The sequence below is a fragment of the Rhodococcus sp. HM1 genome, from assembly GCF_023218075.1.
In the GTDB taxonomy this organism is placed as follows: Bacteria; Actinomycetota; Actinomycetes; order Mycobacteriales; family Mycobacteriaceae; genus Rhodococcus.
Genome location: NZ_JALPTB010000026.1, coordinates 39,820 through 56,368, shown reverse-complemented (window position 1 = coordinate 56,368; position 16,549 = coordinate 39,820). Strand labels below are relative to the sequence as shown.

General features: G+C 68.4%; 17 protein-coding genes. 10 read left to right on the top strand and 7 right to left on the bottom strand.

Annotated elements, in window-relative coordinates:
* Positions 1–93 precede the first annotated feature (93 nt).
* The 3 genes from M1M07_RS15280 to M1M07_RS15270 all read left to right on the top strand — a co-directional run bounded on the left by M1M07_RS15280 (position 94) and on the right by M1M07_RS15270 (position 4,999).
* Positions 94–1,737: an FAD-dependent oxidoreductase gene (locus M1M07_RS15280; protein WP_248674793.1), complete on the top strand. Its 1,644-nt coding sequence runs from the start codon at positions 94–96 to the stop codon at positions 1,735–1,737.
* A 40-nt stretch (positions 1,738–1,777) separates the two neighbouring features.
* Positions 1,778–3,094, top strand: a complete 1,317-nt coding sequence (locus M1M07_RS15275) for an NtaA/DmoA family FMN-dependent monooxygenase (protein WP_248674792.1) — start codon at positions 1,778–1,780, stop codon at positions 3,092–3,094.
* Positions 3,095–3,172: 78 nt separating this feature from the next.
* Complete coding sequence (locus M1M07_RS15270) at positions 3,173–4,999, top strand: NAD(P)/FAD-dependent oxidoreductase (protein ID WP_197251100.1); 1,827 nt, start codon at positions 3,173–3,175, stop codon at positions 4,997–4,999.
* Between the two features lie 23 nt (positions 5,000–5,022).
* Here M1M07_RS15270 and M1M07_RS15265 read toward each other — a convergent pair whose 3' ends face one another.
* Positions 5,023–5,343: a GYD domain-containing protein gene (locus M1M07_RS15265; RefSeq protein WP_197251101.1), complete on the bottom strand. Its 321-nt coding sequence runs from the start codon at positions 5,341–5,343 to the stop codon at positions 5,023–5,025.
* 144 nt (positions 5,344–5,487) lie between these two features.
* Between M1M07_RS15265 and M1M07_RS15260 the strand changes: the two genes are divergently transcribed.
* Positions 5,488–5,895, top strand: a complete 408-nt coding sequence (locus M1M07_RS15260) for a PPOX class F420-dependent oxidoreductase (protein WP_248674791.1) — start codon at positions 5,488–5,490, stop codon at positions 5,893–5,895.
* A gap of 73 nt (positions 5,896–5,968) precedes the next feature.
* Here M1M07_RS15260 and M1M07_RS15255 read toward each other — a convergent pair whose 3' ends face one another.
* Complete coding sequence (locus M1M07_RS15255; protein WP_197251103.1) at positions 5,969–6,556, bottom strand: HdeD family acid-resistance protein; 588 nt, start codon at positions 6,554–6,556, stop codon at positions 5,969–5,971.
* A gap of 113 nt (positions 6,557–6,669) precedes the next feature.
* On the opposite strand from M1M07_RS15255, the gene M1M07_RS15250 reads away from it, so the two are divergent.
* Entirely contained in the window at positions 6,670–7,482 is an 813-nt protein-coding gene (locus M1M07_RS15250) for a DUF72 domain-containing protein (RefSeq protein ID WP_197251104.1), read from the top strand.
* Positions 7,483–7,559: 77 nt separating this feature from the next.
* The gene (locus M1M07_RS15245; RefSeq protein WP_197251105.1) at positions 7,560–8,021 is read left to right on the top strand and encodes a hypothetical protein; all 462 of its coding nucleotides are present in this window, start codon (positions 7,560–7,562) and stop codon (positions 8,019–8,021) included.
* A gap of 12 nt (positions 8,022–8,033) precedes the next feature.
* Here the strand turns inward: M1M07_RS15245 and M1M07_RS15240 are convergent, their stop codons facing one another.
* Entirely contained in the window at positions 8,034–8,549 is a 516-nt protein-coding gene (locus M1M07_RS15240) for a MarR family winged helix-turn-helix transcriptional regulator (protein ID WP_197251106.1), read from the bottom strand.
* Between the two features lie 71 nt (positions 8,550–8,620).
* Here M1M07_RS15240 and M1M07_RS15235 point away from each other — a divergent pair, with 71 nt between their 5' ends.
* Complete coding sequence (locus M1M07_RS15235) at positions 8,621–10,033, top strand: FUSC family protein (RefSeq protein WP_248674790.1); 1,413 nt, start codon at positions 8,621–8,623, stop codon at positions 10,031–10,033.
* Here M1M07_RS15235 and M1M07_RS15230 read toward each other — a convergent pair whose 3' ends face one another.
* Together M1M07_RS15230 and M1M07_RS15225 are read right to left on the bottom strand one after the other, a co-directional pair.
* A complete protein-coding gene (locus M1M07_RS15230) occupies positions 10,034–11,308 on the bottom strand; it encodes an acyl-CoA dehydrogenase family protein (protein WP_248674789.1) in 1,275 nt (424 codons plus the stop codon).
* 68 nt (positions 11,309–11,376) lie between these two features.
* The gene (locus M1M07_RS15225) at positions 11,377–12,516 is read right to left on the bottom strand and encodes an acyl-CoA dehydrogenase family protein (protein ID WP_197251108.1); all 1,140 of its coding nucleotides are present in this window, start codon (positions 12,514–12,516) and stop codon (positions 11,377–11,379) included.
* Positions 12,517–12,660: 144 nt separating this feature from the next.
* On the opposite strand from M1M07_RS15225, the gene M1M07_RS15220 reads away from it, so the two are divergent.
* The gene (locus tag M1M07_RS15220) at positions 12,661–13,305 is read left to right on the top strand and encodes a cyclase family protein (protein WP_197251109.1); all 645 of its coding nucleotides are present in this window, start codon (positions 12,661–12,663) and stop codon (positions 13,303–13,305) included.
* A 49-nt stretch (positions 13,306–13,354) separates the two neighbouring features.
* Here the strand turns inward: M1M07_RS15220 and M1M07_RS15215 are convergent, their stop codons facing one another.
* On the bottom strand, positions 13,355–14,095 hold the full coding sequence (locus tag M1M07_RS15215; RefSeq protein WP_248674788.1) for a M50 family metallopeptidase: 741 nt from the start codon (positions 14,093–14,095) through the stop codon (positions 13,355–13,357).
* Between the two features lie 183 nt (positions 14,096–14,278).
* Between M1M07_RS15215 and M1M07_RS15210 the strand changes: the two genes are divergently transcribed.
* A complete protein-coding gene (locus M1M07_RS15210; RefSeq protein WP_197251110.1) occupies positions 14,279–14,971 on the top strand; it encodes an AzlC family ABC transporter permease in 693 nt (230 codons plus the stop codon).
* Positions 14,964–15,293 carry a branched-chain amino acid transporter permease gene (locus M1M07_RS15205; RefSeq protein WP_197251111.1) on the top strand — a complete coding sequence of 110 codons (330 nt, stop codon included), beginning with the start codon at positions 14,964–14,966 and terminating at the stop codon, positions 15,291–15,293. The genes M1M07_RS15210 and M1M07_RS15205 overlap by 8 nt, the downstream gene beginning before the upstream one ends.
* On the opposite strand, the gene M1M07_RS15200 is transcribed toward M1M07_RS15205, so the two are convergent.
* Positions 15,263–16,489, bottom strand: coding sequence for a glycosyltransferase family 87 protein (locus tag M1M07_RS15200; protein WP_197251112.1), 1,227 nt, complete (start codon positions 16,487–16,489; stop codon positions 15,263–15,265). The genes M1M07_RS15205 and M1M07_RS15200 overlap by 31 nt on opposite strands.
* Between the last annotated feature and the right edge of the window lie 60 nt (positions 16,490–16,549).

The following is a 16,549-nucleotide window of genomic DNA, read 5'->3' as shown; positions in this document are numbered from 1 at the left end:
CGTCGTGCACTAATAGAGTAAGTCTGTTCTATATATACAACGTGCAGTGGCTCGTCAGGGGTGGGCGACCGCGGCGAACGGATCGGGGGCCGGGTGCAGATTCAGGACACCTACGACGTGGTCGTTCTCGGGTCGGGACTCGCCGGCCTCACCGCAGCGCTGGCCGCGGCGCTCGAGGGTGCCGACGTCGCCCTGCTGGAGAAGGCCGAACTGATCGGTGGCACGACCGCGCTGTCGGGCGCGGGGATCTGGATCCCGGGCAACCCGATCGCGGCCGAGAAGGGCATCGAGGATTCCCTGGAGGAAGGGGCTGCCTACCTGGAGAGCCTCTCCAACGGGATGATCCTCCCGGAGTTGGCCGAGGCGCTGATCTCCGGTGGCCCCCGGTTCGTCGACTTCCTGCACGAACGCACCGATCTGCGTCTCCAACTCGTCGAGGGGTACCCCGACTATCACCCCGAGCATCCCGGTGGAAAGCCGGGAGGCGGCCGGACTCTCGAGCCGGGCCTCTTCTCCTTCGCCGGGATGGAGGAGTGGATCGACCGCATCGGCGGCGACATCCAGCGCATCGTGCTGACCGAGATGCCCTTGGGCGGTGGGACGGGTGTCGTCGCGCCCGAAGTCCTCGCCGCTCGCGCGGAAGCCGCACAAGAAGGCCTGGGTCGCGCGCTCGTCGGTGGCGTGTTGAAAGCGTGTCTCGCGCAAGGCGTCCGGGTCGAGACCCGGTGCCGGGCGCTGCGCTTGTGCACCGTCGGGAACCGAGTCGTCGGGGTCGAGGTCGAGACGGACGACGGGATGCGAACGGTCGGAGCTCGCGCGGTGGTGCTCGCGACGGGAGGGTTCGAGTACGACCCGGACCTGGTCCGCGATTTCCTGCGCGGACCGCTGACGCGCCCTCTCGGCGCGCCGACGAACACCGGCGACGGCCTGCGGATGGCCATGCGGGTCGGAGCCCGCCTCGGCAACATGCGCGAAGCGTGGTGGTCGCCGATGGTGCCGTGCCCGGGGATTCGGCGCGACGGGGTGCCGGCGGCGATGCTGTCCTCGCGTGAACGTGCGCTCCCCGGGTCGATCATGGTCAACCGTTACGGGCGGCGCTTCGCCGACGAGGCGGCGAACTACAACGCATTCGGCGGCGCCTTCCACCATCTCGACGAGTCGAAACTCGACTACCCGAACCTCCCGGCGTACATGATCTTCGATCAGTCCACGGTCGACCGGTTCGGCGTGTTCGGCGGCCGCCCGGGGGCGCCGGTCCCCGACTGGGTCGAAAGCGCGCCCACGCTGGACGCGCTGGCCGCGGCCCTGGGGTTGCCGGTCGACGCGGTGACGAGTTCGGTCGAACGCTTCAACGAGTACGCGGAGCAGGGCGTGGACCCGGACTTCTCCCGGGGAAGCAGTGCGTTCGATCGTTTCCCCGGCGGGCGGATGAGCGATCCCGATTCGCCTTACGCAACACTCGGTCCGGTCCGGACGGGACCGTTCTACGCGGTCGAGGTAGTGAGCTCCGCGCTGGGCACGAAGGGCGGGCCCCGCACGGACGCCGAGGGGCGGGTCGTCGATGTCGACGGCGCGGTCATCGCGGGGTTGTACGCCGCCGGCAACGTCATGGCCAACCCGAGCGGAATGGTCTACGGCGGGGCCGGTGCCACCCTCGCGGTCGCTGGGATCTGGGGGATGAGAGCGGGACGGGCGGCGGTCACCGATTGTGTCCACGTGTCGGAATTGCATTGTTGAAAAAGAACTTTCGCGTCACCTCCCATCCGAAGGGCGACCCATGGCAAACCGGCGGTATCTGCATCTCAACCTGGTCGGCAACGACATCAATCTCCATTTCGGAGCCCCCGCGTACGAACAGCGGCACCGCGCCGACACGGCACTCACCGACCCGTTCGAACGGCTCATGGCCTACGGGCGGCTCGGCGACGAGGGACTTTTCACCGCGGTCTTCCTCGGCGACGTGCCCGGCATGCCGAACTCACCGGCCTTCGACGGGGGACCCGCCGAGCCGATCACCGCGCTGAGCGCGATGGCCCGCGAGACCGCGCACGTCGGTCTCATAGCCACCGCCTCGACGACGTTCTTCGACCCGTACACCCTCGCTCGCCTCATCGCGTCGCTCGACCAGGCGTCCGACGGCCGCGCCGGGCTGAACGCGGTCACGACCGTGGGTGACGCGCATGCGCTGAACTACAGCCGGGACGGTCACCCCGATCGGGAGATCAGATACCGCCGAGCCATGGAATTCCTCGACGTGACCGCGGCCCTGTGGGCGAATCGTGAGGTGCGTCGTGACCCGGACGGTGTCACGCGGTTCTACGCCACTCCGATCGACCACAAGGGTGAATCCTTCAGTGTCCGAGGCTCCTTGAATGTCGCGCCGAGCCGGCAGGGCCGTCAGCTGGTCGCTCAGGCCGGCGGGTCGGGACCGGGTATCAAGGTCGCGGCCCGGCATGCGGACATGGTGTTCACGGCCGCCACCACCCGGGAGCGTGCGGCGCAGTACCGGGAGGACCTGGACAAGGCGCTCGCGGACGCCGGACGTCCGGCCGGAAGTGTTCCGGCGGTCCCCGGGCTCATCCCGTACATCGGGCGTACCGCGCGCGAGGCCGAGGAGAAGATGCACGCGCTCGACGACTACGTTCCGTGGGAGAGTGTCGCGCCGAAAGCGTTGGCGCAGTTCGGGTTGGAGGTGCCGTACGACAGTGTCGACGACCGATTCCCGCTCGAACTGCTGCCGAAACCGTCCGACGTCGAGGCGACCGTCAAGAGCACTTTCGGGAATTACGTCGGGCTTTACGACTGGATCGACGCGCATCCCGGCGCAACCGTTCGCGATGTCGCGGCACAGTCGCTCGGGCGGGGCGGAGCTCAGCACCGCAAGTTCGTCGGTTCCTACGACGACATCGTCGACGATTTGGACCGGTGGTTCACCGACGGCAACGTCGGGGGGTTCAACCTCATGTTCCCCGTCGGGCCGGCGTCGGTCCGGGAGTTCATCGACGAGGTGGTTCCGCGGCTGATCGACCGCGGGATCCACCGGGGAACTTCCGACGAGCGACCGTTGCGGGAACGCTTCGCCGGTGGGGAGTAACAGACATTCCGAATTGCCTTCAGTGCCAATCACTCCCGAGGAGCGCGGGGACGTGCTGAGAATCCGAAAGGAACCGACATGCCGGAGACGTTGACGCCACCGGGACCTCAACCCGAAGGCTTCGACCCGGACTGGGTGCGCGCCAAGCACACCTACGAACGCGCCAAGCGACTGCGGCGCGACGGAGTCGAACAGTACATCGAGGTCACGGCGGACTTCTCGCACTACGAGGACGACCCCTACACCGAGCGGGTCGAGCGCGACCCCGTGAACGACGAGGTCGAGATCCTGATGATCGGTGCGGGTCTCGGCAGCCTGATCGCTGCGGCACGGATGCGCGAGGCCGGCCTCGACGGTATCCGGCTGGTCGACCGGGCCGGCGGCGTCGGCGGAACCTGGTACTGGAACCGCTATCCCGGTGTGCAGTGCGATATCGAGTCCTACATCTACATGCCGCTGCTGGAGGAGCTGAACTACATCCCCACGCAGAAGTACGCCTACGGATCCGAGATACGGGAGCACCTGACGGCGATCGCGGACAAGTACGACCTGGTGCGGGACGCGCTCTTCCACACCACCGTCAAGGAGATGGTCTGGGACGACGAGGCCGAGCGCTGGATCGTGAAGACCGATCGCGGTGACCGGATCCGCGCCCGGATCGTGGTGGTCTCACCGGGCTCGCTCACGCGACCCAAGCTGCCGGGCATCCCCGGCATCAACGAATTCGAAGGTCACACCTTCCACACCAGCCGCTGGGACTACGGCTACACCGGGGGAGACGAGAGCGGCGGGTTGACCGGGCTGCAGGACAAATCCGTAGGCCTCATCGGCACGGGTGCCACCGGTCTGCAGGTGGTGCCCCATCTCGGTCGGTGGGCCGGGAAACTCTACGTGTTCCAGCGGACTCCGAACGCCGTCGACGAACGGGGCAACAAGCCGACGGACCCGCAATGGGCAGCAAGCCTCCGGCCCGGATGGCAACGTGAGCGGATGGAGAACTTCACCCGCTACACGGCCGGGGTGGAGCATCACACCGACCTCGTCGACGACGGCTGGACCCGTGTGTCGGCCGAGGTCACCAAGACGGCGATCAAGCAGGAGATCGAGCGTCGGGGCGCACCGATGACCCCGGAGGAGATTGCCGAGTTCCTGTTCGAGGCCGACTTCAGATCCATGGAACGCGTACGGGCGCGGATCGACGCCATCGTGACGGACAAAGCCACCGCAGAAGCCCTCAAGCCCTGGTACAAGCGCCTCTGCAAGCGCGTCGGGTTCCACGACGAGTTCCTCCCCACCTTCAACCGTGACAACGTCGAGCTGGTCGACACGGACGGGCGCGGCATCCAGAGCCTCACGCGCGACGGTGTCGTCGTGGGGGATCGCGAGTACAAGGTCGACGCGCTGATCTTCGCGACCGGCTACGACGTCAGCAGCAGCTACACCCGTCGCACGGGATTCGACATCATCGGCCGGGACGGTGTTCACCTCAGCGACAAGTGGAAGAGCGGACCGCGCACCTTCCACGGTCTGCAGTCCAACGGGTTCCCCAACTGCTTCTTCCTCGGGTACACGCAGACCGGTGTCGCGAACAACTACACGCACACCGCCGAGGAACGGGCCCGTCACCTGGTCTACCTGCTCGAGCAGCGGGTGGCGCGCGGAGCCACCACGATCGAGGCCGATCTGCGGGCGGAGGACGCCTGGGTCGCCACCATGAACGAGCTCGCCGGCCCCAGCCGTGCCTTCTACGCGGACTGCACCCCCAGCTATCTCGACAACGAGGGAGACATCGGCAATCCCGACGGCCTCGCAGCAGCGAACTACGGCGGCGGTCCGGTGCAGTTCTTCGAGTTGCTGGCCCGCTGGCGGGAAGACGGAGAGATGGACGGCGTCACGCTTCGGTGACGCCGCGGTGCCGGACCGGAAGATCAGTTCCCGGGAGCCCGGTAACTGGTGTCCCGGTGCACGGCCTCGTCGATCTGCTCGGGCGTGAGCAGCAGGATCGGCTTCGACCTGGCCGCACCCGAACCGATGGTGCGCAGTTCCAGGGTGGCAGCGGCGATGTCGTCGGGCACCTCGCCGATCACGTACAGATCGTGGCCGCCGAGCGCGAAATGCACGGATTCGACGCTGCCGCCGACACTCTCGACCATGCTGGTGATCGCGTCGCGGCGGGCGGTACCACCTTCGCCGAGCAACCCTTTCGCGCCTTCGCTGGTGTAGGTGACCTGCCACAGAAATTTCGGCATGGGACGGTTCTCCTCGGTTCGGGGACTGCTTCCATGTTCGGTCCGGACGCCGCGCCGCGGGGCCGTTTCGCTGCGATCGGCCCGCTCTTGCTGGCCTAGGCTCGTTGCGACACCGAGAAGATCTCATCGAAAGGGAGGGTTGCCGTGCCGAAGCCGCCGCTGCCCGATGCTGTGGCCGAATTCCTCGCCCGGTCCAACTACGCGACCATCAGCACGCTGCGTGCAGACGGCCAGCCAGTGTCCGTGCCCACCTGGTACGTCTACGAGAACGGCCGCATCCTGGTGAACATGGACGAGGGCCGCAAGCGTCTCGACCATGTGCGCAACGATCCGCGCGTGAGCCTGAGCGCGATGGACCCGGAGGACTGGGTCACCCACGTGAGCGTGCAGGGCCGGGTCGTCGAGATAGTCGACGACGAGGGTCTCGTCGACATCGACCGCATCGCGCGGCACTACACCGGCAAGCCGTACTACGTGCGTGACCGCAAGCGGGTCAGCGCGTGGATCGAGATCGATCGCTGGCACGCATGGGGTCGGCTCAAGGACGCGTAGTCGTTTCGGGGCCGGGTGCCTCTCTGTTGTCTTCGTTGTCGAGCAGCAGAGAGGTACCCGGCACCCGGGCAACTCAGAGGACGCCGGCCTCCTTCGCGACCTTGCGTGCCTGGAACGCGACGGCGATCAGCAGGACGCCGAACAGGATCGCGTAGATGCCCAGCAGCCAGATCAGGCCGATGATGCCGCCGCCGGGGAAGATCAGCAGGATGATGCCGAACAGGATCGCCAGGATGCCGGCGACGAGCGACGCCACCCATCCGGACTCGGGTACCTTCCGGAACCGCAATGCGCCGACGGCCCCGGCGATTCCGAAGAAGATCGCATAGAACGCGATGATGTAGAGCAGTACGAGCGCGGTCGCCTTCGGCCACACCAGGGCCACGATGCCCGCGAGGACCGAGATGACGGCCATCGCGAGCCACCACCCCCAGCCGTCGAGGGTCCTGCGATCGCGGACCGCGTGGTAGCCGAGCACGAGGCCGTCGACGATCGCGTAGATACCGAAGACGACGACGAGGGCCCACACGGTGATGCCCGGCCAGACGAGGGCGACGATGCCGAACAGCACCGCGAGGATGCCGCGGATCAGGACGATCCACCAGATCTGTTTGAAGAGGGAACGGAACGGATCACTCGGTGTGGCAGCGGCCTCGGACATGATCACTCCTGGTTTTTGATCTTGTGTTCCGCCACAGCGTATGCCTGGTTACAGGTCGATGCGCGCCGAATGAGCGCCCACGCGCAGGCGATTTTCGGAGGTATCGTCGGGCGATGGTCCGCGCACGGGTCGGAATCTCGGGTTGGCGCTATCCCGGATGGCGCGGCGACTTCTATCCGGTGGGACTGCCCCAGCGTCTCGAGCTCGAGTACGCCGCCGAGCGGATGGGGTCGATCGAGATCAACGGCACGTTCTACAGCCTGCAGCGGAAGTCGAGCTTCGAGGACTGGCGCGACCGTACCCCGGACGATTTCGTGTTCGCGGTCAAGGGCGGCCGGTTCGTCACCCACCTCAAACGCCTCGTCGACGTCGACGAGGCGCTCGCCAACTTCTTCGCGTCCGGCGTGCCCGCGCTCGGACCGAAGCTCGGTCCGCTGCTGTGGCAGCTACCGCCGACGATGGCGTTCGAACCGGATCGGATCGCCGGTTTCTGTGCGCAACTGCCGCGCACGACGCTGGAGGCTGCGGCGCTGGCGTCGCGCCATACGGACAAGGTTCCCGATGATCGGGCGTGGACCGAAGCCGACGCCGACCGCCCGATCCGGTACGCGATGGAAGTCCGGCATCCGACCTTCGCTTCCGCCGAGGCGGCTGCGTTGCTCCGCGAACACGACGTGGCGCTCGTCGTCGCCGACACCGCGGGCCGCTTTCCCTTCCTCACCGAGGTCACCTCGGACTTCGTGTACGTCCGTATGCACGGTGACGCCGAGCTTTACGTGAGCGGCTACAGCGACGCCGCGCTGGATCGGTGGGCCGAGCGGATCCGGGCGTGGCTCGTCGACGACCTCGACGTGTACGTGTATTTCGACAACGACGCGAAGGGGTTCGCTCCCCACGACGCGCTCGCGCTGCAGCGCCGGCTGTGAGGTGTCGGGGCCGGACGGCACACTGATGCGCGTGCCGCGCACGAGGCGGACGAAGCAGCACCGACGAGGAGAACACTGTGTGGCCCACGCACTGGCCGACGATCGCGCGGGAGATCGCGCATGCCACCGAGACCGCGCTGAACGCGGCCCGGGCCGACGACGAACCGGCGTTCGCCGACGCGGTGAGCACTCTCGTCGAGTTGCCGTACGAGCAGGTCACAGCGGTGCACTCGGGCATGATGCGCGAGCTGCTCGAGGAACTGCATCCGGACGGTCTGGCCGGTGAGGACGTTCAGGCCGTGTTCGAACGGTGTGCCCGCGGTTCCGTGCAGGCCACGCCCGACGCGCTGGTGGCGGTGCTGACCGGGGCGCTCGGGGTGACCGATCCGGACGCGCCGAAGGCCAGGCCCGAGCAGTACCTCACCGCGGGGATCGTGGTCCTCGCCGAGCTGCTCGCGACCCGCAAGGTCGAGCCGGGACAGTACATCCGCCGGGCGGTCGGGGAGATCGAACGGGAGCAGACCGTCGAGATGCCCTGACGGTCTCCGTCGTCACGGGCGGGTCTGTTGCTCGACGTTGAACACGACCCGGCGCAACAGGTCGGTGAGGGTGTCGAGTTCGTCGTCGGAGAGCCCGTCGAGCATGCGCATCTCGCGGGTGACCCGGCGCGGGTATTCGGTTTCGACGACGCGCCGCCCCGCGTCGGTGAGCTCGAGCAGCACGACGCGGCCGTCGCGTTCGAGCCGTTTGCGTTCGACCAGTCCGAGCCCGACGAGCCGGTCGGTGTGTTTGGTGGTGGAGGCCCCCGAGATCCCGGTGACGGAGGTGACCTCGCTGGCGCGCAGCGGGTGCGGGCTGCGGGCGAGGGCGCACAGCACCTCGAATTCCGTTCGGGTGACACCACTTCCGATCAGTTCGTGGTCGAGATGGTTCAGTGCAAGCGAGCTGATCCGGATGATGCGGCCGATGATGTCGATGGGCCGGGTGTTCAGGTCCGGATACACCTCGGACCACGCGCGTCTCACTCGATCGACGAAGTCGTCCGGGGGTGTGGGTGCGTCGGGCATGTATCCAGTGTAGCGATCCGTTTCACAACCGATTCATAGTTATTTCATCTATGAAGTATTAGACTGGCCCGGTGCTTCCTTCGACCGTCGACCCGACCTACAGCCGTCTGCGACACGCCGGCGGCGCACTCGCGCACTCGTTGTCCGCCGACGCCTGGCGTCGATCGCTCGACGTGCGGAGTGCCGACGCGGTCGTCGCCCCGGCGGTGCGCGTCGGGTTGGCGATTCTCGTCGTCCTGATCGGCGGTGGTCTGCTCGGTCAGACGCACCTCGCGGGATTTGCGGCGCTCGGAGCCCTGTCCTCGGCGTTCGGGCGGCACGAACCGTATCGGCGGCTCGCCGCCAAGTCCGGATGCGCCGGAGCCGGGGTCGCCGCCTATGTGGCGCTCGGCGCCGCCGTCGGCGCTGCGGGAATGCCGATGTGGGCGGAGATCGTGCTGCTCGCCGTCGCCGCCGGGGTTGCGTTCTGGCTGCTCGCGGCATTCCGCATCATCGGCCCGGGCGCGGTCATCCTCATCTTCGCCGCGGCCGGAGCCGCCGGATTCGCCGACACCGCCGCAGACATCGGCGTGGCCGTGGCCGCCGCCGCGACCGGCGCCGTGATCGGCTGGGTGATCGTCATGGCACCGGCGCTGTACCACCCGCACGGTCCCGCCCGCGTCGCCGTCGCCCGCGCGCTCGCCGCGGTGTCCGCGCTGGAGAACTCCGGCGAGTCCGCGGTCGCGCCGGCCCGCGCGGCGATCGCGAAAGCGCGTGAGGTCGTCGCCCTCGGCCCCCGTCACCCGCACACCCATGAACTGCTTGCGCTGCTGGACGCCGCCGAAGCGGTCGTCGACGGTGGTTCGCACGACACGGTCCGTGCCCGCCGCGACGACTTCGCGCGATTCGAATCCGAGCTGCGAAAGGTGCGCCGCGACATCGAGGTCCCACGCGTCGATGCGGCCGACGCCGCACTGCCCGACCGGCCCGAAGGTTTCCTGCGGACCGGCGTCCGGGATCTGCGCGACCGCGCGATCGTGATCGGTGCCGGGCGGGTGATGCTCGCGTCGTTGCTCGCAGGCTGGATCGCGCTGGCTGCAGGACTGCAGCATCCGCTGTGGGCGACGATGGGCGCGATGGCCGCCTTGCAGGGCGCCAACTACCGGCAGACCGTGCAGCGCGGGATCCAGCGACTGCTCGGGAACGTCGCCGGTGCCCTGTTGGCCGCGATCCTGATCGCCGCCGCGCTCGGATACTGGCCGCTCGTCGTCGTGATCGTCGCGCTGCAGACGGTGGCGGAACTGTACGCAACCCGGAACTACGCGCTCACGTCGATCGCGGTCACTGCAACGGCGTTGCTGGTCATCGGCCTCGGCGAGCCGATCGGACCGGACATCGCGCTCAGCCGCATCGGGGACACACTCATCGGCGTCGTCGTCGGTGTGGTGGTCGCCGCGCTCACCATCGCGCGCGGCGACCACCACCATCTGCCCGCCCGGTCCTGACTACCGGGCCGAGGACCGACCCATCGGGATGTCGCGGAACGCGATGTTCGGATCGTGGGTGCGCTCGCGGGGCATGCCCAGCACGCGTTCGCTGATGGTGTTCCGGGCCATCTCGGTGGTGCCGCCGGCAATGCACCAGACCTGCTGCATCAGATAGTCGTGTCCGACCTCCGCGACAGCGCCGTCGTCGTCGTCCCACGCGGCACCGCCGGCATCGGTGAACTCGTACATGATCGTGGTGAGCCGGGTCGCGACGGTCCCGGCCATCAACCGGACGATCCCGGCCGCCTGGTCGGAGATCTTGCCGGTCGCGATGCCCCGGCCGATCCGCCGCTGCAGCGCCTCCTTCGCCAGTTCCAGGGTGCGGGCCTCGCCGACGAGGTCGCGGGCGATCGGGTCGTCGAGACGGCCGGCGTCGCGGGCGACCGAGACGAGTTCCGAAATCCGCGACCCGCCGCGGGAACTGCCCGGCGGCCGGGTGGCGAACTGCGAACTCGACTGCATCCGCTCGTGGAACATCCAGCGCGTGCCGACGCTCCAGCCGTCGTCGACCTCGCCGACGCGGTCGCTGTCCGGCACCCGCACGTCGGTCAGGTATTCCTGGCAGAATTCCTTCGAACCACTGAGCATTTCGATGCGGTGAACCTCGATGCCCTCGCGTTTCAGCGGCAACATGAAGACGGTGAGACCGCGGTGCTTGGGAACGTCCCAGTTGGTGCGGGCCAGGCACAGGGCCCAGTCCGACCACCAGGCTCCGGTCGTCCAGATCTTCGATCCGTTGAGAATCCAGTCCTCACCGTCGCGCACGGCCGTGGTCACGGCACTCGCGACATCCGAACCGCCGCTCGGCTCGGACAGGAACTGCATCCAGATCTCCTCGCCCTTGAGAATGGCGGGAATGTGGCGCCGCTTCTGCTCCTCGGTGCCGCATTCGAGAAGCACTGCGGCACAAGGAACGAACGTGGGTGACTGAAGTCTGGCCGGGTACTCGAATCCGGCCAGTTCCTCGTCGAGCACCCGCTGATGCGCGCGGGTCAGCCCCTGACCGCCGTACTCCCGGGGGAAGCAGATCCCGGCGAGCCCGGCGTCGAAGAGTATGCGCTGCAGCTCGCGTTCGCGGGCGACCGCGGCGAGTTCCTCCTCGTCCGTGCCCTCGGCGCGCAGGACGCCGATGTGGGCTTCGGGATCGGCGGGGCGCAGGTTCGCGCGGATCCAGGTGCGGGCGCGATCGCGGAATTCGTCGAGGGTCTCGGTGTTCTCGGGTGACGGAGTCACTGTGTTGTCGGGTGACGGAGTCACTGTGTTGTCGGGTGACGGAGTCACTGTGTTGTCGGGTGACGGAGTCACTGTGCGGCCTCCTGCTGCAGAGCGATGTCGGCGACGAGCTGTCGGTGTTCGGCGGGGCTACCGTGACTCGACCGGTTCGCGGCGGCCCGCCGCATGAACAGGTGCAGATCGTGTTCGTAGGTGACACCGATTCCGCCGTGCAACTGCACGCAGTCCTGGATCATCAGACCACCGTATTCACCGATGTATGCCTTTGCGGCACTGGTCGATTCCGCGGCATCGGGGGCTCCTGCCGCGACCGCGGCGGCGGCGTCGTCGGCCAGGGCGTGGAACGCCTCGAGCCACGTCTTCATGTCCGCGAACCGGTGCTTGAGCGCCTGGTACGAGGCGAGCGACCGGCCGAACGAGTAACGGTCGAAGGCCCATTCGACGGTCAGATCGAACACCGATTGGAGGGCGCCGACCGATTCGGCGCAACCGATCACGATCGCGAGCCGTCGCAGGTGCTCGACGTCGGACGCCGCACCGCCCGCGGACCCGACCAGTGCCGTGACCGGCAGGCGCACCTCGTCGAACTCGACGGCCGCGTAGCGGCGGGTCACGTCGATCGAACGCAGGGGAGTGACCCGGACACCCGGGGTACCGGCCGGGACGAGGACCTGGGACAGTCCGTCGCCGGTGCGGCCGGCTACCAGCAGGAAGTCTGCGGTGGGTGCGGCTTCGACGGGACGTTTCGTGCCGCGCACGACGACCTCGTCGCCCTCGACCCGGATCTCGACCGGAGTCGCGCCGGCACGGCTTCCGGGTCGCGGTTCGTCGACGCACCACGCGGCGGTCGACGTTCCGGCGATCAGCGCGGCGAGCGGTTTGTCGTGCGCGTCCGTGTAGTGGGTGCTCAGCGCCGCGGCCACCAGATTGCTCGGGGTCAGTGGGCCGGGGGCGACCTGCCGGCCGAACTCGTGGGCGACGAAGGTGAGGTCGACCAGGCCCGCGCCGCTGAGCGAGCCGCCGCCGTGTTCCTCGGTGACGAGCAGGCTCGTCCAGCCCAGTTCGGCCCCGCGGCGCCAGTAACCGGAGTCGAAACCGGCCGGGTCGTCACGGAGGCGGCGCAGTTCCGCCGGTGGTGCCTGGTCCCGAAGGAACCGGGCGGTGGTGTCTCGAAAGAACTCCTGGTCGGGAGTCGGTTCCCACAACATGTGTCTTCGTCCCCTGCTGTCGCGTGCCGGTACGAACATCGTGCTCTCGCAGTAGAGAACAATACTTGCAAGTATTGAAAATGACACTCTTGATGCGGTGGTCGCGAGCTGATAGGGCGCCGCCGGCAGGGATACGATCGCCGGGTGCGCGTACGCCGGATCGTCGACCTGAGCCGCCTGATCTCCGCGGACACCCAGGTCTATCCGGGCGATCCCGCGCCGACCCTCACCCCGCACGCCACCCTCGGCGAGGACGGCTACAACCTGCTGCGCATCGACATGGGGTCACAGACCGGCACCCACGTCGACGCCCCGCGGCACATGCGCGCGGCCGGGGAACCCGTCGACCGTCTGGCCCCGGAACTGTTCGTCGGGCGCGGTGTCGTCGTCGACGTGCGCGGCCTGGCCGCGGGAGCTCCCATCACCGCGGACCTGCTCGACGGCGCAACGTGCGGACCCGGCGACATCGTGCTCCTGCACACCGGTTGGGACGCGCACTACGGCACCGACGAGTACTTCGCCCACCCCTACCTGGCGGCCGATGCGTGCCGCGAACTCCTCGGCCGGGGCGTGCGCACGATCGGCATCGACGCACCGAGCCTCGATGCCACCGGCGCGAGCGAGTTCCCCGCGCACTGGCTTATCGCCGATGCCGGCGGCGTCATCTGCGAGAACCTCTGCGGACTCGAACGCATCGACTTCCCGGACCCGCTGGTCAGCATCCTGCCGATCCGCTTGCGTGACGGCGACGGTGCCCCGGTCCGGGCGGTCGCAATGGAGGTGGCCTAGCGCCCGGTGTGTCCTATTGGCGGCCCTGACCGCCACAAAGGCACACGGCTCACAGCAGTTGCGTGAGCACGATCCGCGCGGCCCCGTACGCCGCGGTTCCGGCTGTGACCAGCCCGAACACCAGAATCCACACGGCAGCCGGGATGTGCGTGAGCCACCGCAGTTGATCGGCGTCCGAACCCCCGCCGCCCCCGCGCCGATGGGTGCGGGCCAACTCGACGACCGGGCGGGTCGCGCCGAACAGCAACACCCACGTCAGCAGATAGGCCGCCGTGTAGCGGATGACCGGATCCCCGTAGTAGGCCGCCGCCCCGATGGCTGCGCCCACGGCGAGAACCGACAGGAAGCCGAACAGATTGCGGATCAGCAGGATCAGCAACGCCAGCGCGGCCAGCACCGACCACAGCACGGCGGCCGGACGATCGAGCGTCAGCAGCGTCGCCGCGAGGAAGCCGAGCGCGGCCGGGCCGACGTAGCCCGCGAACGCGGTCGCGATCATGCCCGGACCCCGTGGATTGCCCGACGAGACGGTCACCCCGGAGGTGTCGCTGTGCAGCCGGATCCCGGACAGCCGTCTCCCGACCAGGCGGGCCACGAGCGCGTGTGACCCTTCGTGGGCCTGGGTGATCAGGTGCCGCGTCGCGAGCCACAACGGCCGCACGGTGACCAGCACGAGTGCGATCACGGCGGTCGTGACGATCAGGGCGGGCGGGGCCGGCTCGCTGACCGCGGACACCGCGTCCCACGCGGATCCCAGTGCGTCCGGGATCGAGGCGAGGGTCGAGGACACGGGGCACCTTCCATCGGAGAACTGAACGAGTCATCGTACGGCGGGCCCTGCCACGCGACCGCCGCCGGGGACCGGCAAATCGACCGCCGCCGGGGACCGGCAAATCGACCGCCGCCGGGGACCGGCAAATCGACCGCCGCCGGGGACGCGTGGCGAATCGGCGACCCCGATAGATTGGATCGCGTGTCCGACCGTCGCTCCGCCCAGATCCGCGCCGGTATCGCCGACTCCTGGGCCGTCGGTCTCGGGCTGATCCCGCTGGGTCTGGCGTTCGGGGTCGTGCTGACCCAGGGTGGGTTCGACTGGTGGTGGGCGCCGATCTTCTCCACCGTCATCTACGCCGGGTCGATGGAGTTCCTCGCGGTCGGGCTGATCGGCGCGGTCACCCCGTTCGCGTCGCTCGCAGTGGCGACGCTGCTGATCAACTTCCGGCACGTGTTCTACGGCCTGAGCTTCCCGCTGCGGGTGATACGCAGCCGCGCCGGGCGGATCTACAGCGTGTACGCCCTCACCGACGAGTCGTACGCGATCGTCGCCCCGAAACCCCGCGACGAGCTGACCGGTACCCGGGTCCTCAGCGTGCAGGTGCTCTGTCAGGTGGTGTGGGTGGCCTCGGGCACGGTCGGCGCGCTGATCGGAGCGGCCCTTCCTGCGGGCCTGTCGGGACTGGAGTTCGCGCTCACCGCGCTGTGCGCGGTGCTCGCGATCGACGCCTTCCGCATCAATCGCGACCTGCCCGCGCCCGCGATCGCGCTGGTCTGCGGTCTGGTGGCGTTGGTGCTCGCCAAGGACGTCATGCTTCCCGTCGCGCTCGGGTTGTTCGTGCTGGCGCTGCTCGTCCGATTCGTCTACCGCAATCGGGTGTCCCATGCCTGACTCGGTGCCCGGCGCCGGCTACGTGCTGGCGTCGCTGTTCGTGATGTTCATGGTCACCGTCGGCCTACGCGCGGCGCCGTTCGCGGCGCTCGCGTTCCTGCGTGATTCGGCGGTGGTCAAGTTCCTCGGCGCGACGATGCCGGCCGGAGTGATGTTGATCCTGGTGATGTACACGCTGCGTGACACCGGTGCGACGACGTGGCTGCCCGCGGTGATCGGGCTCGGCGTGACCGTCGCGGTCCATCTGTGGCGTCACAGTCCGGCGCTGAGCACCGTTGCCGGCACCGTCGCCTATGTGGCGGCGGGCGCGCTCTGGAGCTGAGCGGTCTCCTGGGCGGGCGTGGCGGAGGTGTCGGCTCCGCGGCGCGACCGGGCGGCGATCACGGCGGCGACCAGCAGCGCGATCCCGGTCAGGCACTGGGCGTTGCCCAGCAACTCGAGGACGGCCTGCTCGACCCAGCCGTGCGACGACGCGTCGATGAGCAGGTAGTTCGGTCCGACGAGGAACACGAGCGCGGCGGGCAGCAGGACCGGCCACCAGCGGCGGTACTGCGGCGCGATCGGGATCGCGACGAGCAGGACGCTGTACGCCCAGTGGTGGGTGACGGCGATGGGGGCGGCGAGCAGCGTCGCGAGCGCGATCACCCCGAGCGCGATCACCGGTTCGTCCGACCGCAGGAAACGATTGGCAGCCCACGCGGCCGCGGCGACGATGACGAGGGCTCCGGCCAGCCACAGGCCCTTGGTGACCGTCTCGGAGAAGTCGAACCGGGCGATCAGGCCCGTCAGCGCCTGATTCCGGAAGAATTCCTGGTCGCCGGCACGATCGGTCGCCCACGCCTCGTGGGTCCAGAAATAGACCGACGAGTCGGGCCGCAGCCAGTAGCCGAACGCGGCGAGCGCGATGAACCCACCGGCCGCGCGGGCCACCGACGGGAGGTCCCGGCGCAGCAACAGCAGCAGGCCGAACGCCGCAGGCGTGATCTTGATGGCCGCGGCGAGCGCGATACCGACCCCGCGGAACCGGCGGGGGATGACGCCGAGGCAGTCGGCGACGACCAGCGCCATGAGCACGATGTTGATCTGGCCGAATGCGAAGTTCGACCGGATCGGCTCGAGGCACAGTGTCAGTCCGAGCGCGGCGGTGGCGAGCAGGGGCGCGCGGTCGACGTTCATGCGTTCGAACGCGACCTTCAGCACCCACCAGACCAGCGCGATCAGGCCGAGCGTCCACAGGAACTGCATGGTGGTGCTGCCCACGAGCGGCAACACCGCGAACAGGGCTGCCGCGAACGGCGGATAGATGAACCGGAAACCCGAGCTGGTGTGGAAGCCCTCCGTGTAGAGCGGAGTGTGGTGCAGGAACGCTTCACCGGCATCGCGGAACACGTCCAGGTCCATCAGGTATTCGGTGAGCGAATCTTGCAGGTACCTCGTCACGACGATCGCCGAGAGGATCAGGCCCAGCGCGACGAGTGCCGACTGCACGGGCCGGATTCGGATTTCGGACGACAGCACGAGCGTGCACCCCCTGGGTTCGAGACGGCATGAGACCGGTACGGCATGAACTCGAGCCAC